This is a genomic window from Candidatus Chazhemtobacterium aquaticus, assembly GCF_009936135.1.
GTDB lineage: Bacteria > Patescibacteriota > Microgenomatia > UBA1400 > Chazhemtobacteraceae > Chazhemtobacterium > Chazhemtobacterium aquaticus.
In genome coordinates this window covers 396191-419373 of sequence record NZ_CP047901.1, presented here as the reverse complement: position 1 = coordinate 419373, position 23183 = coordinate 396191, and the positions used below count along the sequence as shown (strand labels likewise).

Below are 23183 nucleotides of genomic sequence, written 5' to 3'. Positions count from 1 at the left end.
CTAACACATGACAGGTTAGTGTTCATGTTAGGAGTTCATCGATATGAGTCGATTTTTTCATCTCAACATTACTGTTGAGCGCCGTCGTAATTGATGTCTTTTAAGGGTTCAGATGGTTCAAAAGCCAATTATTTAGCTTCTGAACGGTCTGAACCCAGCTCGCGTAGGGTTTTAATGGGCGAACAGACCAACCCTTGGGAGCTTCTTCACCCCCAGGATACCCTGAGCCGACATCGAGGTAGCGAACTGCACCGTCGCTAGGGACGCTTAGGTGCAACTACTCTGTTATCCCCGAGGTAGCTTTTATCCGTTAAGCCCGGCGCCTTCCACAAAGCGCACGAGGATCACTTGGACCGACTTTCGTCTCTGATCGACTTGTATGTCTCACAGTTAAGCATCCTTATACCCATGTGCTTACAGTCTGGTTTCCATCCAGACTAAGGATACCTTTGTACGCTTGCGTTACTCTTTAGCAAGCAACCTCCCCAGTTAAACTACCCACCAGACAGTGTCTCTGTTGCCGTTTGCAGACAACTTAGGTGAGGATTGCGTTCTCTAAAGAGAGGTATTTCATTGGCGGGCAACATAAATGAAGCCCTCCCTCCTATGCTAAACAATTAGAAAACACAACCCAGTGTCAAGTTGTAGTAAAGCTCTACGGGGTCTTTTTGTCCTTCTGTTAGTAGGCCGCATCTTCACAGCCATTTCAAATTCGCCGAGTCCTCTTTCAAGACAGTTGGGAAGTGGTTTAACCTTTCGTGCACGTCGGAACTTACCCGACAAGGAATTACGCTACCATAGAACAGTTATAGTTACTGCTGCCGTTCACCGGGGCTTCGATTGGAAGCTAGCTGTCCGAAGACAGATCACTCCCGCAATTAACCTTCCGGCACTGGGCAGGTTTCAGCCCATATACGGACTCTTTCGAGTTTGCATAGACCTGTGTTTTTGTTAAACAGTCCCTCCCCAATCATTTGCTGCGGCCTGTATTGCTACAGGCAGGGCATCTCCCAAAGTTACGCCCAGCTAATTTGCCGAGTTCCTTAAAAGAGGTTCTCTCGCTCACCTTGGTCTTCTCGACCCACCCACCAGTGTCGGTTATCGGTACGGATTGCACAGACTCTGGTTGCGACGCTTTTCTCGGTAACTGACTTCATCCGACTCGGCCTTGGTTGCCCGCAGCCTTGTATTAACAGCTCGTGTAAACGCCTTGACGGATTTGCCTATCAAGACTGACTTACTGCTTGAACGTGTGTAACTTCATCACACCGCTCGGAATAGCCAATTACGTCACGCCCCAACTCATAACGATCCTGTACAAGAACCGGAATATCAACCGGTAATCCATCGGCTACGCCAAATGGCCTCGCCTTAGGGCCGCCTAACCCAACGTCGACGAACGTGGCGTTGGAAACCTTGGGTGTTCGGTGTTGGAGATTCGCACTCCAATTTCGCTACTTATGCCAGCATTCTCACTTCTTGCTGCTCCAACAGACCTTACAGTCTGCCTTCAACGCCACAAGAACGCTCTCCTACCGTTCCAGTAAACTGGAACCCTTGTGTTCGGTAATATGCTTGAGCCTCGTTACATCTTCGGCGCCACGACCCTCGGCTAGTGAGCTGTTACGCTTTCTTTAAAGGATGGCTGCTTCTAAGCCGACCTCCTAGGTGTCTGAGGATAATGACTTCCTTTCCCACTTAGCATATATTTAGAGACCTTACACGAAGATCTGGGATGTTTCCCTTTCGCCCCCGGAGCTTAGCCCCCGGGCACTGATTCCCGTGAAACATTACGTCGGTATTCGGAGTTTGATTGGACATTAGAACTTGCGTCCCAAGGCCCATTCAGTGCTCTACCCCCGACAAACTTTTACACGAGACCACGCCTAGACGTGTTTCGGAGAGAACCAGCTATCTCCAGGTTCGTTTGGCATTTTACCCCTAACCACAAGTCATCCGAGCATTTTGCGACATACAACGGTTCGGGCCTCCACGAGATTTTACCCTCGCTTCACCCTGCTCATGGTTAGCTCACCTGGTTTCGGGTCTACCCCACACAACTAAGTCGCCCTGTTAGGACTCGGTTTCCCTTCGGCTTCGCATCGGAAAATGCTTAACCTTGCTGTATGGAATAACTCGCCGGCTCATTCTTCAATAGGCACGCCATCACCGTGCAAGCACGGCTCTGACTGTTTGTTAGTAGATAGTTTCAGGATCTTTTCACAGGGTGTCTCACCCGTCTTTTCACCTTTCCCTCACGGTACTAGTTCACTATCGGTCAATAAGAGTATTTAGCCTTGGACCGTGGTCGGCCCAGATTCCTACTGGAGTTTGCCGTCTCCAGAAGTACTCAGGAGTCTCTCTACTCAGGCTTGGTTTTTGAATACAGGGCTTTCACCTTCTATGGCCTTCCATTCCATGATTGTTTTTCTAACCTTACCTGTAGCGTATGAGAGCCCTACAACCCCCAATAAATTGGGTTTGGGCTGTTCCCTTTTCGCTCGTCGCTTACTCAGGGAATCTCTGCGATTTCTTTTCTTCCGGGTACTTAGATATTTCAGTTCCCCGACTTACCAACTTGACACATTACACGTCAAGCTCCTCTGGTTTGAATCAGAGGGGGTTACCCCATTCGGACACCGCCGGATCGAAGCTTTTTGCCAGCTCCCCGGCGACTTTCGCGGGCTTAAAACGTCCTTCTTCGGCTCTTATTGCCTAGGCATCCGCTATCTACTTTTCGCGAATAAATTAAATTTGAAATTTTGCTATTTTTGAATCCGTTTTGAGGCGGATTCATGCGACCAAATTGCATCACTTAAGATGCAAGTTTGTTCTATTCACTTGTCAAAGAACCAATTATGTTGAGCAATGTGCCAACAAGCAGTGACTTTTAAAAATGAAAAATCACTGGTTGGTGGTCATTGGTGGACCGCGCCGGGCTCGAACCGGCCACCTCTTCATTGCAAATGAAGTGCTCTACCAGATGAGCTAGCGGCCCTCGTTTTATATGTTAACGAGGTAGGCTGTAGGTAAAGTGCGGTTTAAAAATAAAAAAGCTCCGTTTCCGGAGGCTATTAGTCCAAAGGTGCTTACTGATTAGGAAATAGGGGTCTTGGTTTGGTAAGACTTTGGCATATCAATGGCTCTTCCGGCAAGGCGTATTATATCAGGAGATTTGATCTTTGGAAAGGGTTTGGGCAATATAAGAGGATGGGTGTTATGAAGATAAAAAAGTTGCCGGTTGGTGAGCTTAAAGCTAATTGCTATTTGGTATGGGATGAGGGAAGTAGAGAGGGTATTGTTATTGATCCGGGGGATGAGGGTGAGTTCATTTCTGAGGAGATTATGCGTGAGCAGATTAAGATAAAGGCGATCTTTTTGACACACGGTCATTTTGATCACGTGCAAGCGGTGTTGGAAGTTAAACTTAATTATCAGGCTTTAATATTAATGAACAAAAATGATGAAAGGATATATGTTGAGTCTGGCAGAAGTCGCGAGTATTGGACTGGGCAAAGAGGTTTGCCGATGCCTAAGGTGGATCAATGGGTGAAAAATGGGGATTTGATTAAATTTGGAGAAGAGGTTTTTAAAGTGATTGAAGTGCCGGGTCATACCCCAGGAAGTGTGTGTTTGTATAGTGAGAAACGTGGTGTGTTATTTAGTGGAGATGTGTTGTTTAAAAATGGGATCGGGAGAGTGGATTTTAGTTATTCTGATCCCGAGGCCATGAGAACGAGTCTAATTGGATTAAGCAAGTTGCCTAAAGAAACTAGGGTGATGCCTGGACATGGTGAAGAGACGAGTATTGGGGATGAAATATCCAATGGTGTGAGTGTCTTTAGAGAAAAAGAAAGCCGGTAGGGCTGAGGGTGCGCTACCGGCTTCCCGGTTCAGGATTTCTGAGGTTGATTTTGCCTGGCTCTCATATCTGCCAGGCGCTTGGCTCGTAGTAATCCTCTGCTGCTATACTGGTAAGTGTGATATTGCGTGGGGTTTGGTTTCCTTTTTAGAAACCTAGTAAAAATACACCGGTGAGGAGAAGCCTTACCCTCTAACATACAGCCTCCTAATTGTGATGAGCGATGGGCACATTGTAACAAATGAGTTTTGCAGTGAATACAAAAAGCCCGGGATTAACCCGGGCTTTTGTTACTAAAGAGTTTTTTTAGTTATTGCTTTCCTTGGGAGGACGGGCAACATTTACATTCAAAGCACGACCGTCAACCTCTTGGCCATTGAATTTTTCAATAGCGGCATCAGCATCTTCGTCTTTTTCGAACTCTACAAAACCGAAGCCTTTGCTGCGTCCGGAGAATTTGTCCATGATGATGGTGGCAGAAGTAACAGGTCCCACCTCTTCGAACAACTGTTTGAGCTGTTCGTCAGTAAATTGATAACTAATATTCCCTACATATAGTTTTTTAGCCATGGGAAAAGGTAAATTGATGAATCAATACTAAAGTACGTTGACTCACTCAACTTGATATATAACGTGAATTACTTGGTGGATCAGACTAACTTTGCTTCACTCTCCCGCTGTATGAGGTACATACAGGTAATTACGTGAGTACATTATGACACATTATGGGAAAGAATGTCTGAATTGGTGGGCGATCTTGGAATCGAACCAAGGACCTCGGTCTTATCAGGACCGCGCTCTAACCGACTGAGCTAATCGCCCGGAGTGATGGTTTATTTTAACAGATAGGCACACAAAAACCCACATTAAGTGGGTTTTAGATTGTTTGAATTATCTGAGAAGTGACAGGAAATTGCGCCGTGAATTAGTTTTAAAGACCCAACCACAATGGTCTGGCGTATGCTTCCCTTGCGGGCGGACTCGTGAAAATCCCTTTTTGATACTCCTTAGAAAGGAGGTGATCCAGCCGCTCCTTCCAGAACGGCTACCTTGTTACGACTTAGCCCCCATCGCCAACCTTGCCTTAGGCGGCCTCCGAGGAGGTTCCGACTTCGGGCACTGCTGACTTTGTTGACTTGACGGGCAGTGTGTACAAGAAACGAGAACGTATTCACCGCAGTATAGCTGACCTGCGATTACTACCGACTCCCCTTCATGTGGGCGAATTGCAGCCCACAATCCGAACTGAGGCGAATTTTAAAGGATTAGCTCCGGATTACTCCCTCGCGACCCGTTGTATTCGCCATTACCCCATGTGTGTAGCCCTAGATGTAAGCGCCATGCTGATTTGACGTCGTCCCCTCCTTCCTCCTTGGTTGCACCAAGGCAGTCTCGCATGAACATTTAACATACGACAGGGGTTGCGCTCGTTACCTTACTTAAAAGGACGCCTCACGACACGAGCTGACGACAACCATGCAGCAGCTGTCACCGATCCAGCCGAACTGACCATCTTGTTTCCAAGACGTACGATCGGGATGTCAAACCTAGGTAAGGTTCTTCGTTTCGTTTCGAATTAAACCACATGGGACGCCGGTTGTGCGTTTCCCCGTCAATTCCTTTGAGTTTTAGCCTTGCGGCCGTACTCCCCAGGCGGAACACTTAACGCGTTAGCTTGCGCCGGTCAGAAATTCATCCAACCAGCTAGTGTTCATAGTTTACGGCTAGGACTACCTGGGTCTCTAATCCAGTTTGCTACCCTAGCTTTCGTCCCTGAGCGTCAGCATAGTTCTAGATACTTACCTTCGTCTTTGGCGTTCTTCTCGATATCAACGGATTTCACCCCTCCACCGAGAATTCCAGTATCCCCGAACTAGCTCTAGTTTGGTAGTTTGGCGAGCTTTCCTCTAGTTGAGCCAGAGTCTTTAACCCACCACTTACCATACCGCCTACGGACGCTTTACGCCCAGTAAATCCGGATAACGCTTGCACCCTACGTATTGCCGAGGCTTCTGGCACGTAGTTAGCAGGTGCTTTCTAGAGAGGTACTGTCAAAATTCATCCCTCTCCACAGCGGTTTACAACCCGAAGGCCTTCATCCCGCACGCGGCGTCGCTGCGTCAGAGTTTCCTCCATTGCGCAATATTCCCGGTTGCTGCCACCCGTAGGTGTAGGACCCGTGTCTCAGTGTCCTTGTGGGGGGCCACGCTCTCACGCCCCCTACCCGTCATAGCCTTGGTGAGCCATTACCTCACCAACAAGCTGATAGGACGCAGGCTCCTCCATCGGCGACCAGTTACGGTCTTTCTCCTTACGGACTTATGTGGTATTAGCGGTCCTTTCGAACCGTTATTCCTCACCAAAGGGTAGATTCCTACGTGTTACTCACCCGTCTGCCACTAAAAGTATTGCTACTTTTCGTTCGACTTGCATGCCTAAGGCACGCCGCCAGCGTTCATCCTGAGCCAGGATCAAACTCTCATTAAAAGAGTTTAATCCGAACCTTTAATAAAGGTTCAAATTTAAGTTCTTGACTTAAGAATCGCACTTCCTGTCACATCTCAGATAACTTTGCTTATGCATTAAGATGTGATAGATGTGATGTAGTGAACCTGATTACAGGCTCACGCTGTAAATGAACTACAAAAACAACACAAAAAGCAGTGAAATCGCTGCGTAGGCTGTGGTCAGTATTTTACACTGACACAACTAAGTAATCAAGCTGTGTTGTATTTGTTGTGCCACCTGAAGGCCGTGGTGATGATTGTTTCCAAATCAGAATGTTTGGGGGACCAATTTAGTACTTGCTTTATCTTGTTAGAATTGGCGACTAATTCATCCGGATCTCCTGAGCGTCTAGGCTCTATTTGATATGAATTCTTTGTTTTTGTGATTTGAATAATTTTCTCGGCAATCTCCTTGTTCGAATACCCTTTGCCAGTACCAACGTTATACGCAGTATTGATCTTGTGATTCTGCTTGCTTAGAAGTGCCTTAAGGGCGAGAATATGGGCAGAAGCTAGGTCATTCACATGAATATAGTCTCTAACACAGGTGCCATCAGGAGTGTTGTAGTCATCGCCAAAGATTGCAAAATCTCTCTCTTGAAGGATATGTGTTAAAAAAATTGGAATAATATGCGATTCAGGTTGATGAGCTTCTCCGAGAGACCCGTCAATTGTGGCACCTGATGCATTGAAATAACGCAATGTGACATAGTTAATATTGTGAATCTTATGGAACCATTTGATCATCTTTTCAACGGCTAGCTTAGTTTCTCCATAACAATTCGTGGGTTTTTTTGGCGATTTCTCAGCTATAGGAATCCTTTTTGGATTTCCGTAAACGGCTGCAGTTGAAGAAAAAACTAGGTTGTTTGCATTCGTCTGAACCATTGCGTCAAGCAGGTTAAGAGATCCAATGATGTTGTTGCGATAGTATTTCGCTGGATCGATCATAGATTCTCCCGCTTCGATGTATGCCGCGAAGTGGATAACACCATCTGGCTTTTCAGATTTTAGTGCGTTTTTAATTTCATCAATGTTGAGGAGATTACCCCTGATTAGTTTGGTGTTTTTTATAGCCCATTTATGACCATTTTCAAGCGAATCGAAGACAACAGTTTCAAAGTTGGCTTTTTTAAGCTCTGAATTGGTAATACTACCAATGTACCCGGCACCTCCAACAACAAGGACTTTCATTTTGTCATAATTATTTAATAACGACTCGAGCTGTTTTTGGTTTTGTAATATTGGGAGGGTTTTCGTAATTGACATTGATTGGTGTTTTTTTTCCATTGATGGGTATATTGAGTGACTGAGCGAGAGTATTGGCAATTGTTACTCCAACTCTGGTTCCAGTGAATGATCCAGGGCCAGGGTTTACCTTAATGGATGTAATGTCGTTAAGATTAACATTATTGTCTTTGAGGACTCTGTCAATAAATAGAAGAGTGTTTTGTTCTCGAGGAGAGGAATAATTCTGGACAAATCGCATGTCATTGATTTCAATGATTGTTTTTAAACTATTTGTAGTATCAATGTATAAAATCATATTGTCTGATTGTGGGATACAACTATTTTTCTCATATTTTTATCTGATTGAGTAAACTTTATTATTATTGTTTTTTTAGGTAGGAGATTAAGAATTAGTTCAGGCCATTCAATTAAGGTCCAGGATAGTGGGTCGTGAAGCAAGTCAGGTATACCAAGGTTGTGAATGTCACTTATCGTGGCAGCCCGATAGAGATCGACGTGATTGATCCAGTAGCTTGTGTTTTCTGATATTTGACTGGTGATTTTGTACGACTTAATGAAGGTGTAGGTTGGAGAAGTCATTCGTTTAAATCCAAAATATGAACCAAATCCTTGAACGAATGTAGTTTTACCTGATCCAAGGTCGCCCATGAGAACAATGGGGTGACCTGGAAGAGTAGAGGCTGCCATGTCCTTCCCTATTTGTTGAGTCTGTTTTGATGAGTGAGTGACAAAAGTTTTAGTCATTTGCGTGTCGGCACATAAAGCCAGGCTAGTATTATGCCTAATAGGTCAAAAAAAAGAACGTCGCGAATTGTACCAGTTCGTCCAGGTGTGAAGAGTTGATGTGTCTCGTCAATAAATGCGTATAAAAGAGTGAACAAAAAAGTGGTCATGTGGTGTTGATAGTTCCGAGCACGCGACAAGAGTATAAATAAGAGAGCATATTCAAATGCATGAGCACCCTTTTTTATTAAAAAGTCGAGAAGAAAGCTTTGGTTGGATTTTAGAACTGGTTGGGCTGAAAGAAAGAAGATAACTCCCATCCAGATGAAAACAGGCAGCCACAGATAGATTGTTCTAAGTAAAACTATTTGAGGTTTATTGCCTTTGTGAGCCATTGAGGCTATTTTATCACCACGCTAGCTCTTGAGGTTTCGAGAGTAGAGAACATATGAAAAAAATGATATGAGTATCAACAATCCAGAACTAGTAATTATAATTGGCATTTTTAAGACTGACTGAGATGGTTCACTAGCGTTTGATGCCAATTCAGGGTGAGTCGATTCTCCCAAGACGAGATCGGGGTAGATCGTGTTTTTAGAGCTTTCTGAGGCGGGAAAAGAAGAAGCAGTTGAGAGTGTAGAGCTTGGATTGACTTGGTTGTCTGGCTTTGTTGTTAGCGGAGTAGAGAATATTCGGGTTGGAGTCGCAACAATAACCGGGTTCGTTTTATACATAGTTGGGGTCGGAGAAGTGGCAATGGTTTGGGTAGGAGATGTAGTGATAATCTGAGTTGGAGATAAGGTTGGGCTTGATGAGATTGTAGCAGTTGGTTCAGCGGTAACTTCTGGTTGATTGAAACCTCCCTTAGTTGGATCTGTAATAATGAAGTCACCGAAACCATCAGGAATGCGAGAGTATGTTTTGTCTGCTTCTGTCGATGTGTATGAGTATGAATCTACAGGTGAAGTATTGTCTGTATTATCATAAAGATTGATGATGTCACTAGAGTCGTTAAGCCATCCTTTTGGATGCTCATAAACAGCCATACCTTGAGAAGGTATCTCACCTGAGATAGTTAGATCATCGGTAGATTTAGTGTTACCATCTTGGATTTCCCAGCCGGATAGGTCGATAGATATTTCGGAATCGTTGTACAACTCGACCCACTCTGGATCACAATTAGGGCAAAATTCGTTAATGACAACTAGGGCATTGGCTCGAGAAACAGAAGAAGTAATTAGCGTGAGAATAGCTACGACCAAAAGGGTTTGTCGCATTAAATCGAGTTTAGCAGAGAAGTTTAGTGACTAGTTAACAACAACGCGATCGACGGCAGAAATTGCCTCAAGGGGGTACTTATCGGTAAATTTGACATCCTTCCCATTCTCGATAAAAGGGTCGTTCATAATGTATTCCCCATCCACCTTTGATTTAATGACGATGAAGTGATCAGGACCACCGTAAATGCCGACCACAACGGGTCTATTGGATTCAAGTTCTGAATCAATAAGACTACGAGAAGATCCAAGTCTAGTCCTATTCATGGTAACCCCATTAACAGTCCATTGGCCTTGCCTCATGTAAGCGGTATTAAGCCAAAAAGGATCTGAACTCGCAGCAATCTGTCCTGGTGTCAGTGATTTACCGTAATGAGATGCGATTATTGCCATTGAGGTAACAAGGCATCCATATTCTTTCATTGTGCTGTCTGATGATAAGCCAATTAACTGATTACCCCATTGGCTGTCACGTTGATTGTAGTAACACCCCCAACTGTCACAGCTAGTTTGATTAGATAGAATTGAGGCGCCTCCTTGATCAGTGACAAACCGTCTAAAAGCGGCGAGTTGTCTTTGAGCATCTGAAAGCATTTGCTGGTAACGTTTTTCGTTGTTTTGTGTTTCGGTTAGAAGTTGTTGTTTTTGGGATTCTTGAGCGCCAAGAACTTGTTTTTGACTCTCAAGGGTGGTTTTTAGACTTTCTATTTCGGCTTGCTTTTCTTCTTTGGTAGTTTTTTGTTGATCAAAATTGATTCTGGCTGATTCAAGTTCGTGCATGATAATCTGGTCACGTTTATGAGTGGTCTCCAGATATTTAAGCCTTGACTGAAAGTTTTGTTCTGAGTCAGACAGTAGAGAGAGTGCGATGTTGGTGTGTCGGTTTTTATATGCCTCTCGAACTCGAGAAAGATATACCTTAGTTAGGGCATCGAGCTCGTTGTTTAGATCGTCAATGACGACACTTAACGTCCCGATTTCTTCAGTGAGTTGTGAGATTTGGGCATTGGTATTGCGAATTTGCGCTTGGGTTAAATTTATCTTTGAGTTTAAAAGGCTGATGGCGGCGGTGAGAGATTGCTTCTCGGTGCGAAGTTCACTTACCTTAGTCTCGCAAGCAGCTATATATTCCTTGAGTTGCGCTTCATCATCTGGAAGATTTCCGTCACAATCGATCGCGGTGGTAACAGAATGGTGCGATAAAGCAAGATAAACAACTATAAATAAAGAGAGGAATACTTTTTTCATCGGCGAGATAAAAAGCGGCCGACCGCTAGTGAGCCAGAGAAAAGACCCAGGAGCAGGGCGGTGAGCAGTGCTCCAATCAATACTTCAAACATAAAAAGTGGTGATGGGGGAAGAGTGATAATTCCGGCTAGTCTTGGTGCGAGAAATGGGGTGGCATAAAGAAAAGCGATGTAGGAGAAGAGCCAGCCAAAGAGGGCGCCAGTAAATGAATAAAGAATGGATTCGAGAATATAAGGGGTGGCAACATAGCTATTGTTAGCGCCAAGCAATTTGAGTGTACTGATTTCAAAGCGCCTGTGTCCGATTTTCATACTGATGATGATGGTAATGGTTAGAATCGAGGAAAATAAAAGAGCGATGATAAGAGTAAGGCCTCCTAGCCTTAGACCTTTTGTCCAGGCTGTAAGTTCAGAAACGACATCCTGAGGAAAATCAATGTCTTTTTCTCCCTTTGAGTTAGTGTCTACGAGATCAGAGTTTTTTAAGATCTCGACAATCTCAGGAAAGTACTCTGGGTTGGTGACAGATATTTCTAATGATGCGGGGAGGATATCGGCTGTAACTGCAGATAGATCGGTAATAGTTCCTAGAAGCAGTGGATCATCACCAACACTTTCTTTGTAAATGGCCAGAGCTTCCGATTTGGAAACGAAACGAACTTCCTCGGTTTTATTGGTAGATTCCAGCTGATTTTTGAGGGGGTTTAAAATCTCTGGGGTAACCTCGTCTTTAAGATAGGCAATGACCTGAGGACGCGTTTCGAAGTGTTTCAAGATGACTTGTGAACCAAATGCTACTAGGGCAAAGATTGTACCAACAAAAAATGTTACAGTGAGAACCGCGATTGCACTGATGGCTTGATATGGGGTGCGACGGATCTGTCGGAGAGTGGTTTTTATTACTTTCATTTGTCTTGTTTTAATTTTGATTTCTCTTGGGAATCTTTTTTGTTTTCTGTTGATTTATCTGTGTGCTTTTGTTTGTCGCCTTTCTTTGGTGATACTGAAGGCTGATTGTTGCTTGATCCGTTTTTAATCTTACCGTTTTCTAGGGTAATGCATCTGGCATTGATTTTTTTAATCACTCCCGGATCATGAGTTGCCAGAATTACAGTGGTACCAAAACTATTAATCTGTTTGAGTAGCTCGGCAATTTTGTAAGTAGCTTCTTGATCGAGATTGCCAGTGGGTTCGTCTGCGAGTAGGATATCCGGCTCGTGAGCAATGGCTCTGGCAATCGAGACGCGTTGGAGTTCTCCACCTGATAGTTGGCCTGGAAAAAGGTGTGCTTTAGTTGGCAAACCGACAAGATCTAAAAGATGTTTAACACGATCATTAATAGCTTTGTCAGCAATCCTTAAGATATCAAGAGTTAGGGATATGTTTTCCCAGACAGTGCGGTCAGGAATAATCTTAAAGTCTTGAAAAGCATAACCGATGTGACGACGTAGTTGAGGAATCGCTTTTTTGGATAGTTTGGTGATATCTTGACCATTAATGGTGATGGTGCCTTTGGTTGGGTCAAGATCCTTGTATATAAGTCGAAGGAGAGTGGTCTTACCAGATCCTGATGGTCCGGTGATAACTACAAATTCGCCTGGTTTAATGTCAAGATTGACATCCTCAAGTACGGTCTCGCCGGTAAGAAATGTTTTGGTGACTTGATCAAGAGTGATCATTGGGCAGTATGGTGTAACTTAAAGTTGGTACGTATGACAATCGATAATTATTCTGTTGAGGCATTTAATTCGAGAACTTTGACCCGGCCTACATCCATTAGCCAACCAGCTTTTTGAGCATCAAAAGTCTCACCCCAAACAGTGACCTTATGACCGACGAGTTCGTCAAGATCGACTACGGAAGAGGTTAGATAAACAGTTTGAGATTCACCTCCGGGACGGATTAGTTTGTGACTACCCTCACCGTTGATGCCACCTTTCTCAAGAATGCCATCGGCAGTATCTGAGAAAGCATCAGACTCGACACCAAAAGTATCACCAGGTTTAACATTTGAAATGTCAGCTTGGCTAGCGGGGGATAAAGTACTGGTGGAGGTTGTTTTTGGAAAAAATTGGCTAAGGGCGTATCCAGAGGCTACCCCAGCAAGAATGACCAAAACTACAATTAATGGTCCTTTTTGTTTGATAGAGGTGGGTAGTGAGGGTGTGGCTGGAGATGTGGGTGAAGTAGTTGGAGAAGTGGGATTTGAGGAGTTTGATTGGGTTAGGTTGAGTTTTTTGAGTTCGGCCATAGCTAGCTTGTGATAGTAATGTTTTAAGTGTATCACAAGCTGGTGGTGATTAGGCTTTTAAAGTTGAGTTAGTTCGGCTTCAATAAAGCCGTCTATGTCACCATCGAGAACGGTGTCTGGGTCGGTTGAGGTATGGTTGGTACGTACGTCTTTTACTTGCTTGTAGGGGTGAAGGACGTAGGAACGGATAGAGTGACCAAATCCTGCGACATGATAATCTCCTTTAATTTTTTTAAGCTCTGCGTTCCTTTTTGCTTCTTCAATTTCCCAGAGCTTGGCCTTGAGCATCTGGAGGGCAAGTTTGCGATTTTGTTCTTGATAACGCTGAGTTTGGCAGCCAACAACGATGCCTGTAGGCTTGTGTTTAAGACGGACGGCGGTGTTGACTTTGTTGACATTTTGGCCTCCAGGACCTCCAGATCGATAAAACTCAACCTCTAGATCATCATCTTTGATGTCAATATCGATATCTTCGTCAACCAGGGGTAAAACCTCTACGCTAGCAAATGAGGTTTGACGTAAGTTATCAGCGTTGAATGGACTTTGGCGAACAAGACGATGTGTTCCTGATTCGTGTCTAAGGTATCCGTAAGCGTAAGGCTGATTGATTTCCAAGGTGGCCGATTTGATGCCGGCTTCTTCGCCAGGTGATTGATCAATTAACTTGTGTGGCCAGTTCTTTTTTTCAAGAAAGCGGGTGTACATGCGAAGAAGCATTGATGCCCAGTCTTGAGCTTCAGTGCCGCCTTGCCCCGCATGAACTGAGAGTATTGCAGGAACCCTATCAAGTTTACCGGATAGGTAAGTAGATAATTCAAGTTTTTTTATCTTTGATTCAAGTTGCTTGGATAATCGATTTAGGTCTTGGGAGATGCTTTCTGGGTCGTCTTCTTGCTGAGCGAGAGTGGCTAGGTCGATGAGTTCGCTTAATTCTTGGTTTAGTTTAGATAGGTCTTGAATTACGGCTTCCGTGTAGGAGAGATCTTGGAGTACTTTTTTGGCTTCATGCTCATTATCCCAGAGGTTTGGGTCGGCTGATTGTTGTCGTAGATGATCGAGGTTTTTTTTGAGACTGACTAGATTGAGTTTTGATTCAAGAGCTGAAATGCGATCTTTGAGGCCTGAGAGAGAACTGGGAATCATGGATGGTATTTTATCAGGGAAAATGTTTAGCGTTCTAGTTCGCTAATAATTTGATCACATGTTTGGCGTACCAGATCGGCAGCTTGTTCTTTGGGTAGGGACTGAAGGTCAGACATAACTTTTTGGGTGGTAGTAGAGATAAAGTCCCTAGCTTGTTGAGTGACTACGGAAGTAGAGGTGCCCATAACAGTCGAGGGGGATGCGGTTTTTTGAGAGTTCTCGTTGATGATTGGTTGTTGATCGATGAGTTTTTGTTTAAAAGTGAGAGCTAAATTACTATCACCGATGTTTAAACTTGAAGCCTTGTTACCAAGAGAGGAAAGAAGAGATTTAAGTTGGTTTGAAAAAGAAGGAGACTGGTAGATCAGATATCCAGTGATAACAATGGCTGTGATTAGTGAAATACGGACTATGACTGGCCCTAAATGTTTCATGAGATTAGTAATAATATAGGCGGTATCTTGAGCTGAAGCAAGTGTAATTAGCTTTAAATAGTGATAGAATTGCTTTTGAAATTTGTTATGGCAAAGAAAGAAAGCAAAGTTGATCAGAAAAAAGGTAACCGCCGTCGATGGTTGTGGTTGGTGGTGGTAGTAGCGATTGTTAGTTTGATTGGATGGAAGATTTGGCAGGGAGGTGAGAATGACACTGAAAAAGCTATGGTTTTGCGAGGTGAGGTGGTCGAGGAGTTGGTTTTAACAGGGCAAATTAAAGCTGAGGAGCATGCTAGTTTAGTATTTCAAACCGCTGGTGAAGTAGCTTGGATGGGTGCCAAGGAAGGTGATTGGGTTAAGAAAGGTCAGGTATTGGCAAAACTAGATACTGTTAGTCTAAATGCGGCATATCAACAGGCCTTGTCAAATTTAAGAGCAACCGAGGCAACGCTGGAAAGGGTGTATGACGAGGTAAAAAATAACGATGAGGATGAGGATTTTTTGACAAAAGAAAAAAGAACTGCCGCTGAGGTGGCAAAAGATAGAGCTTATGAGGGAGTGGTTATGGCACAGAGAAATTTACGAAATGCTGGCATAGTTGCACCGTTTGATGGTGTGGTGGTATCGGTAACTCATCCGTATTCTGGTGTTAACACAACTATGGCAGAGCGTCAGATTGAGTTGATCAATCCAGAGAGTGTTTACTTCTCAGTGAATGCTGATCAAACTGAGGTGGTTGATTTGAAAATTGGCCAAGAAGCAAAGATTCGGTTGGATGCATTTTCAGACGAAGAACTGATCGGAGAGATTGAGTATATTGCCCTAGCTCCAAAAGTCGGTGAGGTGGGGGCAGTATATGAGGTTAAGATTAGATTTGGAGAGGTTGATTTGAACAAATTTCGAGTAGGTATGACTGGAGATGTTTTCTTAACTCGTAAACAGGTTAGTAATGTTTTGTATGTACCACCAAGGTTTGTGAACTCAGAAAAAGGTGAGAGATTCTTGTTACTTGATGGCGGGAAGAAGGTGAAGGTAGAGGTGGGAGTTGAAGGGGAGGAGAGAGTTGAGGTCAAAGGAGAGGTGAAAGAAGGTGATGTAATCTATGATTAAGCTTGATCGAGTTTCTAAGACTTATTTTTTAGGAGACGAAGAGGTGAGGGCTGTTGATGATGTAAGTCTGGAGATAAAGAAAAAGGAGTACGTGAGTATTTTGGGCCCATCTGGTTGTGGCAAATCAACAATGATGCATCTGATTGGATTGTTGGAAGTGCCGTCGAGTGGAAAATTATTATTAGAGGGTAAGGATGTATCTAGACTATCTGATGATGATTTGTCGGAAATTAGGAACAGAAAAGTAGGCTTTGTGTTTCAATCGTTTAATTTAATAAATAAGTTTACGATTTGGGAGAATGTGTTAATGCCGACAAGATACGCCAGATCGAGCATTGATTTTAATGTTGAGAAAAATGCAGAAGACTTACTAAAGAGATTTGGAATCTGGGAAAGGCGTAATTTTTATCCAAACAAGGTATCAGGAGGACAACAGCAGAGGGCAGCTGTGGCGAGAGCGCTGATAATGAAGCCGTCAGTTATTTTGGCGGATGAACCGACAGGAAATCTGGATACTGCTTCAGGAGATGAAATTATGGATTTGTTAGCAAGTCTTAACAAAGAGCTGGGGGTGACGATAGTGGTAGTAACTCATGAACTAGAGATAGCTGAGAAAACTAGACGTCGGATATATATGAGGGATGGAAAAGTTGTAAAGGAAACAAAATGAAACTAAAGAACGGTACCTATCATTTGATTATCTCGGCGCTAGCTGATTTCAAGAGAAACAAAGTAAGAACTTTTTTGACTTCTCTGGGAATCATGATTGGAGTGTTGTCGGTAGTAATGCTGATCGCCTTGGGTTTAGGCTTGAAAAACTACATCAAAGAGTCTTTTGAAAACTTGGGGGCAAACATGGTTATGATCATGCCGGGAAGTGGTTTTGGAGGTGGTGGAGGAGGAGGTTTTAGTTCTCCGGCAGGGATGGTTGGAGGAATAAAATTTGATGAGCGAGATTTAAACTCATTGGAAAGAATCAGTGGCGCTGAGTATGTAGTTCCTGTTTATTTTAAATCTGCCTTAATCGAAACAGGAAGTGAAGAAGAATATGGATACGTTATGGGTGTAAATGAAGGTTTTTTTAAGACCATGGCAGCGGAGGTTCATGAGGGTAGACTATTTGATCAGTCGGACATACAAGGTAGAACAAAAGTAGCAGTTCTTGGTTATGAGATGGCTAAAGATCTGTTTGAGAAGCCCGATATGGCTGTTGGTAAGACGATTAGAGTTGATGATATTAGGTTTAGAGTTAGTGGAGTAATGGAGAAGATTGGTGATCCAGAGACAGATGGGTCGGTGGTTTTGCCATACACAACTACTTTTGGAACGATGAATCCTGACAAGACATTCTGGTCGATTTATTTAGGAGTATTGTCAAAGGATGATGTAGCCAGCGTTAAGGAACAAGCTGAGCAGATTTTATTAAGACGATACAAGGAGAGTGATTTTTCAGTGGTGGAACAAGAAGAGATATTGTCAACGGTGAATCAAATTTTTGGAGTGGTTAATGCGATTTTGGTAGCAATTGGATCAATATCTTTGATAGTTGGAGGAATTGGAATTATGAATATTATGTATGCCTCTGTAACTGAGAGAACCAAGGAGGTGGGTATTAGGCGAGCAATAGGGGCGACGAGACAAGACATCTTAATGCAGTTCTTGACCGAGTCGGTCATGCTGTCTTTGTTTGGAGGACTACTAGGTCTGTTGTTGGCAGTGATTTTGGTGATGATAATAAGAATTTTTTTCCCGGTTGCGATTAACTTTTTGGCAGTGGCAATATCATTTGGAGTCTCTACAGCAATCGGAGTTTTCTTTGGAGTATTTCCAGCAAGAAGGGCGGCTAGCTTACCACCGATTGAAGCGATTAGGTATGAATAAGAGACTGGGCGATTTGGATATTTTGTTGATCAGGTCCTTTTGAGTTGAATCCAGGTACTTCTAAAATGAGAGGGAGATGTTTTAACTGAGAATGGTTGACGAGATGTTTTAGGCCGGCAAGAGAAATATGTCCTTGTCCCAGATTGTGGTGCTGATCTCTGGCTGAGCCAAGGGGGGTTTTGGAATCATTAAGGTGGAGACAGCTAAGGCGGGGAAGTATGTTTCGCTGCTTTAGTTCTTTGATGAGCTGATCTGTCTGTTTAGTGTTGTTTAGATCATAACCGGCTTCAAAGAGATGGGCGGTATCTAGACAAACCTGAAGTCTGTCTGAAGAGATCTGGGAGAGAAGTACCTCAATTTCAGTAAGTAACCCGACCTTACCTTTTTGTCCAGAGGAATTTTCGATTAGGAGAGGGGTAGATTTCGTTTGACTGAGTAGCAGATTGATCTTCTGGATTAATTGAGACTTAACGGAGTTAAATCCCCTACCCTGATGAGAACCTAGGTGAACAATGACACCGGCTGCATTAATCTGGTCCCCGTTTTGGAGATCAACAAGAAGAGACTGTAAGGATTTGTCCAGTGTTTCTGGATTATCAGAGGCTAGATTAACTAGGTAGAGAGCGTGAATAAAGACGGGCCTGAGGTTGTTTTGATCAACTAGCTGGTTAAAGCGATCTACCTCGCTTTGGTCGTAAAGAGATCGTTTCCAGGTGCGAGGAGAGCCGGCAAAAATTTGAAAACAATTGGCACCAATGGAAAGAGCGTTGTTTACGGCTTTGCTTGGTCCACCAGCAGCTGAGACGTGAGCGCCTATTTTGCGGCCAGATGAAGAAGTGTTTGACACAAATTTAGGGGGTGATTTGAATAACCTTGATGGTGATATCTTCTAGAGGTCGGTCGTTGCTGTCAGTTGGAGTAGTGGCGATTTGATCGACAATTTCTTGGCCACCGACTACCTCGCCAAAAATGGTGTGTTTACCATTAAGCCAGGGAGTGGGGGCAACGGTAATGAAGAATTGAGATCCGTTGGTATTAGGACCTGAGTTGGCCATGGCAAGAAGATAGGGTCTGTCAAAGACAAGATCGGGGGCGATTTCATCTTGAAACTTGTAACCTGGTCCGCCAGTTCCAGTACCCAAGGGGTCGCCTCCCTGGATCATGAAGTTGGCGATAACTCGGTGAAAAATGGTGTTGTTGTACAGAGGTTCTCCGGTTTTTTGCCCACCAGTTCTAGGATCAGTCCAGGTTTTTGTACCAGTAGCTAGTCCGGCAAAATTACTGACAGTGAGAGGGGCTTTGTCAGGAAACAGTTTTATCGTAATATCGCCAAGAGAGGTGACAATGACGGCTGATGAGGCGAGATTGGGGGCTGGGGTTGCGGTTGGTTGTTGATCCATGGGTGGTGGTGGTAATTGTTGATTATCTGGTTGAGAGCCAGTTTGATTGTTTGATTCAAGATTAAGATTAATTTGGGGAGATGAGGGTTGATTAGGATCGTTTTCTTTTTCTAAGGCAGCATAATTACAGGCAGTGAGAAGAAAAGAAACAATGATGAGAGTGGTTAGTCTTAGCATCAGAGTTGGATTTTACCATGTTAGAATTTGGCCATGGAGAGAGAGGTTTACCCAAAACATTTGTATGAGCAAATTAGAAGAGAAATCGGGGTTGATTATGTAAGGCACGAGTTAAGGAAGTATCTTCCTTCGATAAAAGGGGAGGTTTGGAGAAGGATTGATCAGGATATTGAAGGGTGGTTTGATGAGGCACCGTTCTTGTATCCGGTAAGGGATTTTTGGAATGGTGTACACGGGATCATGATGGGGTTTAAGTTGTATAGTCACTTGCTGAATTTCATCACTGGAGAGAATGTTAGGTGGACAAAAGAAGAGATAGAGCTGGAGCTCTTGAATTTTGGCACTGTTAATTCATTGGTGAAGGAGATGGTTCCTGAAGGTAATGAGGTGAGACTGGCTATGAGTGGATATTTAAAAAATGAAAGGTTAAGAAAAAGTCACCTAGAAGAGATGCAAAAGTGGTATGAGATAACGGAAGAGAGATCGACTAATCCAATCATTGCGACTCAAAAAAGCATAGAAGGAAAGGACAAATTAGTGGTATATGATGGAAACGGGCGGACAACCTTGGCTGTACTTAAAGGGAGAGGAAAGATTCTTGCTTACGTGGGTAGATTTGTGGATGAGAGGCGACAACCAGAGAATTATTGGTTACCTACTAGTTTATTGATGGAGATTGTGCATTTTGTCAAAAAGGCTAAGGAGATGGGGGATGACAATTTGTACGATAGTTATGTAAGGGTTTTGAGGGATATGCTTGATCGATCAGATAGCGGCAGGTATGAGATGTTGAATAGGGTGGTTTCGAAGGGAAGTAAATTCTATGATGAGTTTATGGTTGATTTGGATTTGAGTAGGAAGGTATAATGTGGTTATGAATACAAGCGAACAAGGACGGAGAATTCATGGACAAGCAGAGGAAGCCAGGGAGAAAGGGGAGTTTGTGGATGCTTTGAGGTTTACTGATGAGGCTATGGCGGCATATATTGAGGATGGAGATGTGCTTGGTTTTGCCGAGGTGTTGCAGTCAAGGGTGTTAACGGCTAGACATTTGGCGGATAAAACAGGTTCAGAGTTGTGGCTTAGATATGCGGTTCATGCAGCTACGGCTGGGGTAGAGGCAGCTGAGAGGAGTGGGGATAAAAGTGCGACGGTATTACCCTGCCATACAGTTGGAAAGGTGTATGAGTCTTTGGGCGAGTATGAAGAGGCATTAAAGTGGCATGAGAGAGCGGTAGAGAGTAAAGACGACTTACCAGAGAGTCATAACCGAGATGGGTTCAAGGCAGAGATGATGGCTCACTTGAGTTTTTGTCAGATGATGACTGGTGATGAGGGTGGTTATGAAAGATTGCTTGAAGCAATTAACCTATTGGAGGTGAGTGATGAGTCAAGGTACAACAAGGATGTTTGGTTGTCAGGGATGCATATGAGTGCTGCGGAGGCTTTAGTCAAACTTGGAAGAAAAGAAGAAGCCGAGTCACACATGAGCAAGGCGGAAGAGATTATTAAGGCTAATCCTGAGCTGGTTTTAAGGAAAGAGCAATGGGAACGATTACGAGAAAGACTTTAGTTTTATATTTTTGGTAGGATTGAATCTATGGCTGGTAGTGTTTTTTTGGGAGTAGTGTTGGCAATTATGTTTTTAGCTGCTTTTTCTGAGTGGTTTGTTCACTTGGCAACAGGTGTGTATGAACTGATTCCTTCTGGATATCAATTTTATTCACAGATTTTTAGCTGGCTGGTTATTTCAGTTGTATTTATGGCGGTGGTTTTTTTCATACTAGCGGTAGTTTACGAGTGCCCTAGAGGAGAAAAGAGAGAGGGAGTATTTGCCTTGATGGACTGCTCTGTTTATTGGCAGATACGGGAGAAGTGGGGAGGTTTAGCGTTTGATGAGGTGAGCAAGGGTGTCAACACCCTTAACGAGTAGGTTTCTAAAAAAACGAGTGACAGGGTGTTCTTGATTGAAACTTTTTGAGCTGTGAGAGTTTTTGGTCCAGGCAGAGAGAATGATCCATTGATGTTGCTGTTTAACGGCAATGACGACGATACGTTTGTGAGGATAGCTTTTTATTAGTTTCCACTTGGTTGAGGAGAGGCGAATAGACTGGTCAGGATGACGAATGGCGTCATAGGCTTCATTGCGAGAGATACCACGCTGAAGAAGTCTTTGTTCAAGATGATTGGTCCAGACTAAGTCGCTGGCCATAGAGATTGGGTTAGCCTAGATTAGGATCTTCGGTAGGAACCTGAGAAGAGGTAGATCCAGTTGGGGCTGGAGTCGCAGAAGGGGTAGGGGGAGTGGCGGCAACACTGCCGGCGGCGGCGTTGAGGTTCTCCTGCGCACGCTTGAGTTCTAGGTCCTCGGCGGTGGGCTGCTCGGTTGTGGGAGCTGGAGGAGTTGGGGGTGTTGCGGGAGGGGTAGGAGGAGTGGTGGGGGGAGCAACTGGATCAGGAGTGGGAATTTCTACAGGAGCAGAAGGAGTGGGGTTGGGGGTAGGGGTGGGAGCCTGAGGAGGAAGATTGGTTGGATCGGTAGGTGTTGAGGTGGGTGGAGTAGGAGGGGTAGCGGGAGGAGTGGGAGAAGGATTGTTAACGGAAGGGTTTTGATTATTGTCGTCCATGAAAAAGCTTAATTATTAAAGGCTGTCTTGCCACATAGTAAAGGAGGAGGAAGGGTGGTGTCAAGGATGGTTCCTTAATAGATCTTGACCAAAGGCAATGCGATCAAGGGCTGCTTGGCTGGCCGTGAGCATGCGAGCAGGAGTAATGGTAAAGTCGCCCCAGCCGTGATTGATTAGATCAGTGGCATGAGTAAGTCTATGATCTTTTAGAGAGTCTTGAAAAAGAGAGAGTTGGTGATAGTCTTGGGAGACGAGAGACTGAAGAGAGATAAAGATGGTTTTAATGGGTTTGTTGGGTGAAGAGGAGGAAAGGTGAATAAGTTGTTTGAAGATGCGGCTGGTGTTAAAAAGAGGTTGGGGAAGGCGGTGCTGCTGATGCCAAGATGAGTGGTCGGTGTAGAGGAAGCCTAAAGACAAAGACTGGGTTTGAAAGCCGGCGCGACGGAGACGAAGAGCGGCTTTATGAGTGAGTTTTTGGATAATGGGTAGAGTTTTGTCTTTAGTAAGTGGTCGGGGGAGGACATAGGAGTGACCAAAGCTTTTACGGTCAAACTGGCGGTCGTCGACTTCATACCCACGAAGACGGGTAAACCAGTATTGAGCAAGGACGGAGCGGAAAGCAGAAAAGAGGCGGTGGTAGGAGGCGTTATAGAAGTCAAGAACTGAGTAGATGCCAACCAAATTAAGACGGGCTTGGTTCTTAAGATTAATACCATTAAGATCAGTGAGTTTTAATTGGTTGTAGATGGAGTAAAAGTTGTGAATGGTGATTTGATCAAGGCCGTCAGGCTTGTGTAGGCCAGCAGCAGTTTTGGCAAGAAATCGGCTGGGGCCTAGACCGATGGAGACGGTAATGTACTCGCCTATTTGTTTTATTCTTTGCTTGATTTCTAGAGAGATTTTAGGAAGGTCTATAGATGGTTGATCCGAGAAGTCGAGAGCAAACTCGTCAATGGATTTGGGAGTAACCAAGGTGGCGTAGGAATCAAGAAGATTCTTAAGTTGATGGTGGATGAAGCGGTACTTGTCAGGATCAGGTTCGAGAATGGTGATGTTAGGACAGATGGCCTTGGCTTGCCCGACACGAGTGCCCACCTTAATACCAAGACGCTTGGCTTCGATGGAGGGAGCGATGATACAACAACTAGGTTGGTTGTAGGCAGCAACGGCGATGGGGCGATGGCGGAGCAGAGGATTGGCTTGTTGTTCAATGGTGGCAAAGCAGGAGTTGATATCAAGATGGAGGATGGAGGCAGGTTTTGGGTTAAAGGGAAGATTGGGAGGTTGGATCAT

24 protein-coding genes, 2 tRNA genes and 2 rRNA genes are annotated in these 23183 nt (G+C 44.1%); 7 read left to right on the top strand and 21 right to left on the bottom strand.

The window, feature by feature from the left end; translation table 11 throughout:
- Nucleotides 1–86: 86 nt before the first annotated feature.
- A 23S ribosomal RNA gene (locus MICH65_RS02255) occupies nt 87–2750 on the bottom strand.
- Nucleotides 2751–2922: 172 nt separating this feature from the next.
- A tRNA-Ala gene (locus MICH65_RS02250) sits at nt 2923–2998 on the bottom strand.
- A gap of 221 nt (nt 2999–3219) precedes the next feature.
- Here MICH65_RS02250 and MICH65_RS02245 point away from each other — a divergent pair.
- Nucleotides 3220–3864: an MBL fold metallo-hydrolase gene (locus tag MICH65_RS02245; RefSeq protein WP_161931802.1), complete on the top strand. Its 645-nt coding sequence runs from the start codon at nt 3220–3222 to the stop codon at nt 3862–3864.
- A gap of 304 nt (nt 3865–4168) precedes the next feature.
- On the opposite strand, the gene MICH65_RS02240 is transcribed toward MICH65_RS02245, so the two are convergent.
- From MICH65_RS02240 to MICH65_RS02175, 14 genes are all read right to left on the bottom strand, one after another.
- Entirely contained in the window at nt 4169–4432 is a 264-nt protein-coding gene (locus tag MICH65_RS02240; protein ID WP_161931801.1) for an RNA recognition motif domain-containing protein, read from the bottom strand.
- Nucleotides 4433–4607: 175 nt separating this feature from the next.
- Nucleotides 4608–4684: transfer RNA gene (locus tag MICH65_RS02235), tRNA-Ile, on the bottom strand.
- Nucleotides 4685–4873: 189 nt separating this feature from the next.
- Nucleotides 4874–6349: ribosomal RNA gene (locus MICH65_RS02230) — 16S ribosomal RNA — on the bottom strand.
- Nucleotides 6350–6579: 230 nt separating this feature from the next.
- Nucleotides 6580–7563 carry a UDP-glucose 4-epimerase GalE gene (galE, locus tag MICH65_RS02225; protein WP_161931800.1) on the bottom strand — a complete coding sequence of 328 codons (984 nt, stop codon included), beginning with the start codon at nt 7561–7563 and terminating at the stop codon, nt 6580–6582.
- A gap of 10 nt (nt 7564–7573) precedes the next feature.
- Complete coding sequence (locus MICH65_RS02220; RefSeq protein ID WP_161931799.1) at nt 7574–7915, bottom strand: hypothetical protein; 342 nt, start codon at nt 7913–7915, stop codon at nt 7574–7576.
- A complete protein-coding gene (gene tsaE / locus MICH65_RS02215; protein WP_161931798.1) occupies nt 7912–8364 on the bottom strand; it encodes a tRNA (adenosine(37)-N6)-threonylcarbamoyltransferase complex ATPase subunit type 1 TsaE in 453 nt (150 codons plus the stop codon). The genes MICH65_RS02220 and tsaE overlap by 4 nt, the downstream gene beginning before the upstream one ends.
- Complete coding sequence (locus tag MICH65_RS04440) at nt 8361–8738, bottom strand: VanZ family protein (protein ID WP_161931797.1); 378 nt, start codon at nt 8736–8738, stop codon at nt 8361–8363. The genes tsaE and MICH65_RS04440 overlap by 4 nt, the downstream gene beginning before the upstream one ends.
- 21 nt (nt 8739–8759) lie before the next feature.
- Nucleotides 8760–9620, bottom strand: coding sequence for a lamin tail domain-containing protein (locus tag MICH65_RS02205; RefSeq protein WP_161931796.1), 861 nt, complete (start codon nt 9618–9620; stop codon nt 8760–8762).
- 30 nt (nt 9621–9650) lie between these two features.
- Nucleotides 9651–10868, bottom strand: a complete 1218-nt coding sequence (locus MICH65_RS02200) for a C39 family peptidase (protein WP_161931795.1) — start codon at nt 10866–10868, stop codon at nt 9651–9653.
- Nucleotides 10865–11776, bottom strand: a complete 912-nt coding sequence (locus tag MICH65_RS02195; protein WP_161931794.1) for a cell division protein FtsX — start codon at nt 11774–11776, stop codon at nt 10865–10867. The genes MICH65_RS02200 and MICH65_RS02195 overlap by 4 nt, the downstream gene beginning before the upstream one ends.
- Nucleotides 11773–12546, bottom strand: a complete 774-nt coding sequence (ftsE, locus tag MICH65_RS02190; RefSeq protein ID WP_161931793.1) for a cell division ATP-binding protein FtsE — start codon at nt 12544–12546, stop codon at nt 11773–11775. The genes MICH65_RS02195 and ftsE overlap by 4 nt, the downstream gene beginning before the upstream one ends.
- A gap of 47 nt (nt 12547–12593) precedes the next feature.
- Nucleotides 12594–13118, bottom strand: a complete 525-nt coding sequence (locus MICH65_RS02185; protein WP_161931792.1) for a hypothetical protein — start codon at nt 13116–13118, stop codon at nt 12594–12596.
- 57 nt (nt 13119–13175) lie between these two features.
- Complete coding sequence (prfB, locus tag MICH65_RS02180) at nt 13176–14261, bottom strand: peptide chain release factor 2 (protein ID WP_161931791.1); 1086 nt, start codon at nt 14259–14261, stop codon at nt 13176–13178.
- A gap of 26 nt (nt 14262–14287) precedes the next feature.
- On the bottom strand, nt 14288–14695 hold the full coding sequence (locus tag MICH65_RS02175) for a hypothetical protein (protein WP_161931790.1): 408 nt from the start codon (nt 14693–14695) through the stop codon (nt 14288–14290).
- Nucleotides 14696–14782: 87 nt separating this feature from the next.
- Between MICH65_RS02175 and MICH65_RS02170 the strand changes: the two genes are divergently transcribed.
- Genes MICH65_RS02170 through MICH65_RS02160 form a run of 3 tightly spaced genes read left to right on the top strand, consistent with a single transcriptional unit; the run spans nt 14783 to nt 17686 of the window.
- Nucleotides 14783–15805: an efflux RND transporter periplasmic adaptor subunit gene (locus MICH65_RS02170; protein WP_161931789.1), complete on the top strand. Its 1023-nt coding sequence runs from the start codon at nt 14783–14785 to the stop codon at nt 15803–15805.
- Nucleotides 15798–16475: an ABC transporter ATP-binding protein gene (locus MICH65_RS02165; protein WP_161931788.1), complete on the top strand. Its 678-nt coding sequence runs from the start codon at nt 15798–15800 to the stop codon at nt 16473–16475. The genes MICH65_RS02170 and MICH65_RS02165 overlap by 8 nt, the downstream gene beginning before the upstream one ends.
- The gene (locus MICH65_RS02160) at nt 16472–17686 is read left to right on the top strand and encodes an ABC transporter permease (RefSeq protein WP_161931787.1); all 1215 of its coding nucleotides are present in this window, start codon (nt 16472–16474) and stop codon (nt 17684–17686) included. The genes MICH65_RS02165 and MICH65_RS02160 overlap by 4 nt, the downstream gene beginning before the upstream one ends.
- On the opposite strand, the gene MICH65_RS02155 is transcribed toward MICH65_RS02160, so the two are convergent.
- A complete protein-coding gene (locus MICH65_RS02155) occupies nt 17673–18533 on the bottom strand; it encodes a deoxyribonuclease IV (RefSeq protein WP_161931786.1) in 861 nt (286 codons plus the stop codon). The two genes, MICH65_RS02160 and MICH65_RS02155, sit on opposite strands and share 14 nt — an antisense overlap.
- Before the next feature lie 4 nt (nt 18534–18537).
- Nucleotides 18538–19086 carry a peptidylprolyl isomerase gene (locus MICH65_RS02150; RefSeq protein WP_161932185.1) on the bottom strand — a complete coding sequence of 183 codons (549 nt, stop codon included), beginning with the start codon at nt 19084–19086 and terminating at the stop codon, nt 18538–18540.
- Between the two features lie 210 nt (nt 19087–19296).
- Between MICH65_RS02150 and MICH65_RS02145 the strand changes: the two genes are divergently transcribed.
- The 3 genes from MICH65_RS02145 to MICH65_RS02135 are packed head-to-tail and all read left to right on the top strand — an operon-like array spanning nt 19297 to nt 21196.
- Nucleotides 19297–20130 carry a hypothetical protein gene (locus MICH65_RS02145; protein ID WP_161931785.1) on the top strand — a complete coding sequence of 278 codons (834 nt, stop codon included), beginning with the start codon at nt 19297–19299 and terminating at the stop codon, nt 20128–20130.
- Nucleotides 20131–20137: 7 nt separating this feature from the next.
- Nucleotides 20138–20836, top strand: a complete 699-nt coding sequence (locus tag MICH65_RS02140) for a hypothetical protein (RefSeq protein ID WP_161931784.1) — start codon at nt 20138–20140, stop codon at nt 20834–20836.
- 27 nt (nt 20837–20863) lie between these two features.
- Complete coding sequence (locus MICH65_RS02135; protein WP_161931783.1) at nt 20864–21196, top strand: hypothetical protein; 333 nt, start codon at nt 20864–20866, stop codon at nt 21194–21196.
- Here the strand turns inward: MICH65_RS02135 and MICH65_RS02130 are convergent.
- The 3 genes from MICH65_RS02130 to MICH65_RS02120 are packed head-to-tail and all read right to left on the bottom strand — an operon-like array spanning nt 21149 to nt 23183.
- Nucleotides 21149–21475 (bottom strand): DUF4258 domain-containing protein, encoded by a 327-nt coding sequence (locus MICH65_RS02130; protein ID WP_161931782.1) that lies wholly within the window; start codon nt 21473–21475, stop codon nt 21149–21151. The genes MICH65_RS02135 and MICH65_RS02130 overlap by 48 nt on opposite strands.
- Before the next feature lie 10 nt (nt 21476–21485).
- The gene (locus MICH65_RS02125) at nt 21486–21890 is read right to left on the bottom strand and encodes a hypothetical protein (protein WP_161931781.1); all 405 of its coding nucleotides are present in this window, start codon (nt 21888–21890) and stop codon (nt 21486–21488) included.
- A gap of 60 nt (nt 21891–21950) precedes the next feature.
- On the bottom strand, nt 21951–23183 hold the full coding sequence (locus MICH65_RS02120; protein WP_161931780.1) for a DNA polymerase Y family protein: 1233 nt from the start codon (nt 23181–23183) through the stop codon (nt 21951–21953).

Bases quoted from the DNA above. Each gene is read 5' to 3' on its own strand.
- MICH65_RS02245 (WP_161931802.1), top strand. From the start codon at position 3,220: ATGAAGATAAAAAAGTTGCCGGTTGGTGAGCTTAAAGCTAATTGCTAT.
- MICH65_RS02240 (WP_161931801.1), bottom strand. From the start codon at position 4,432: ATGGCTAAAAAACTATATGTAGGGAATATTAGTTATCAATTTACTGAC.
- galE (WP_161931800.1), bottom strand. From the start codon at position 7,563: ATGAAAGTCCTTGTTGTTGGAGGTGCCGGGTACATTGGTAGTATTACC.
- MICH65_RS02220 (WP_161931799.1), bottom strand. From the start codon at position 7,915: ATGATTTTATACATTGATACTACAAATAGTTTAAAAACAATCATTGAA.
- tsaE (WP_161931798.1), bottom strand. From the start codon at position 8,364: ATGACTAAAACTTTTGTCACTCACTCATCAAAACAGACTCAACAAATA.
- MICH65_RS04440 (WP_161931797.1), bottom strand. From the start codon at position 8,738: ATGGCTCACAAAGGCAATAAACCTCAAATAGTTTTACTTAGAACAATC.
- MICH65_RS02205 (WP_161931796.1), bottom strand. From the start codon at position 9,620: ATGCGACAAACCCTTTTGGTCGTAGCTATTCTCACGCTAATTACTTCT.
- MICH65_RS02200 (WP_161931795.1), bottom strand. From the start codon at position 10,868: ATGAAAAAAGTATTCCTCTCTTTATTTATAGTTGTTTATCTTGCTTTA.
- MICH65_RS02195 (WP_161931794.1), bottom strand. From the start codon at position 11,776: ATGAAAGTAATAAAAACCACTCTCCGACAGATCCGTCGCACCCCATAT.
- ftsE (WP_161931793.1), bottom strand. From the start codon at position 12,546: ATGATCACTCTTGATCAAGTCACCAAAACATTTCTTACCGGCGAGACC.
- MICH65_RS02185 (WP_161931792.1), bottom strand. From the start codon at position 13,118: ATGGCCGAACTCAAAAAACTCAACCTAACCCAATCAAACTCCTCAAAT.
- prfB (WP_161931791.1), bottom strand. From the start codon at position 14,261: ATGATTCCCAGTTCTCTCTCAGGCCTCAAAGATCGCATTTCAGCTCTT.
- MICH65_RS02175 (WP_161931790.1), bottom strand. From the start codon at position 14,695: ATGAAACATTTAGGGCCAGTCATAGTCCGTATTTCACTAATCACAGCC.
- MICH65_RS02170 (WP_161931789.1), top strand. From the start codon at position 14,783: ATGGCAAAGAAAGAAAGCAAAGTTGATCAGAAAAAAGGTAACCGCCGT.
- MICH65_RS02165 (WP_161931788.1), top strand. From the start codon at position 15,798: ATGATTAAGCTTGATCGAGTTTCTAAGACTTATTTTTTAGGAGACGAA.
- MICH65_RS02160 (WP_161931787.1), top strand. From the start codon at position 16,472: ATGAAACTAAAGAACGGTACCTATCATTTGATTATCTCGGCGCTAGCT.
- MICH65_RS02150 (WP_161932185.1), bottom strand. From the start codon at position 19,086: ATGGATCAACAACCAACCGCAACCCCAGCCCCCAATCTCGCCTCATCA.
- MICH65_RS02145 (WP_161931785.1), top strand. From the start codon at position 19,297: ATGGAGAGAGAGGTTTACCCAAAACATTTGTATGAGCAAATTAGAAGA.
- MICH65_RS02140 (WP_161931784.1), top strand. From the start codon at position 20,138: ATGAATACAAGCGAACAAGGACGGAGAATTCATGGACAAGCAGAGGAA.
- MICH65_RS02135 (WP_161931783.1), top strand. From the start codon at position 20,864: ATGGCTGGTAGTGTTTTTTTGGGAGTAGTGTTGGCAATTATGTTTTTA.
- MICH65_RS02130 (WP_161931782.1), bottom strand. From the start codon at position 21,475: ATGGCCAGCGACTTAGTCTGGACCAATCATCTTGAACAAAGACTTCTT.
- MICH65_RS02125 (WP_161931781.1), bottom strand. From the start codon at position 21,890: ATGGACGACAATAATCAAAACCCTTCCGTTAACAATCCTTCTCCCACT.
- MICH65_RS02120 (WP_161931780.1), bottom strand. From the start codon at position 23,183: ATGATCCAACCTCCCAATCTTCCCTTTAACCCAAAACCTGCCTCCATC.